This is a genomic window from Vibrio sp. Vb1554 (genome assembly GCF_033344235.1).
The window spans coordinates 1-1,005 of record NZ_JAWPOJ010000501.1; the positions used below are offsets into that span (position 1 = coordinate 1).

A 1,005-nucleotide genomic window follows, 5' to 3' on the forward strand; every position below is an offset into this window, starting at 1 on the left:
ATCGGGGTATTTTTCTAGAAAATCATCAAGGTAGTGGACTAAAAACTTAGAACCTACCGCCAACGTTGCGCCAATCTTTAACAGACCGGCCGGAGACTGGTTTACTGAGCGAGTTTCATCTAACACGGACTGCCAAGAGTCAAGTTGCACTTTGGCTCGCTCGTAGAATAGGGCACCAGCTTCGGTTTGACTTATTGAACGAGTGGTACGCTTGAGTAACTGGACGCCAATTTTGTCCTCTAACCACTGGATACGCTTGCTGATGGCAGAGCTTGTCGTGTTGAGCTTCCGTGCGGCTGCATTGAAGCTGCCTTCTTCGATAACTCGAATGTAACTTTGTACACTTTGAATCCAATCCATTAAGTCCTCCGAGGAAATAATTCCTTTCCAATTTAGCTGATTATCATCGTTGAGTATCAAATATACACTGTTTGCAATAAGTCTGTAATACAAGTGGGAGGGGACTAGTGCGTAAAACACCGTTGTTACTTGCGATGATGATCATTGCTACTGGCCAGGTTGGCGTCAGTATCTATCTTCCTTCTTTACCGCTCATTGGCCATGACCTTAACTTGCCACAACCTTCGATTCAGAGTTTGGTGACGTTATTTTTGGTTGGTTTCGGTGTGTCACAGCTATTTTACGGTCCGCTTTCTGATGCCATTGGACGACGACCGGTCTTTATTCTCGGACAAAGCATCTGTTTAATCGGTACCGTCATTTGTATCGTCTTTGGCGATAACATTTCTGCACTTGAGGCAGGGCGATTGCTGCAAGGATTAGGAGCCGGCAGTGCCTCTGTTTTAGGGCGCTCAGTGCTACGGGACAGTTATGACGGTATGCAGTTAACGAAAGCTTTGTCGTATATCTCTGTCACTGCTTCTGTCATGCCGATTGTCGCGCCTCTTTTTGGCGGATGGATTGCGTACCACTTTAGCTGGCAAGCGGTATTTGTCTTTGTGCTGCTTTATTTATTGGCGATATTTATCCTTGGCTATTTGGTTC

The 1,005-nt window shown here is 45.8% G+C and carries 2 protein-coding genes; one reads left to right on the plus strand and one right to left on the minus strand.

Annotated features, from left to right (window positions below; genetic code table 11):
- Positions 1-360 (minus strand): LysR family transcriptional regulator (locus tag R8N28_RS27350; protein WP_318183934.1); only part of this gene is annotated, 360 nt, incomplete at its 3' end.
- A gap of 107 nt (positions 361-467) precedes the next feature.
- Between R8N28_RS27350 and R8N28_RS27355 the strand changes: the two genes are divergently transcribed.
- Positions 468-1,005: MFS transporter (locus tag R8N28_RS27355; protein WP_318183935.1), on the plus strand; the 538-nt coding region annotated here is incomplete at its 3' end.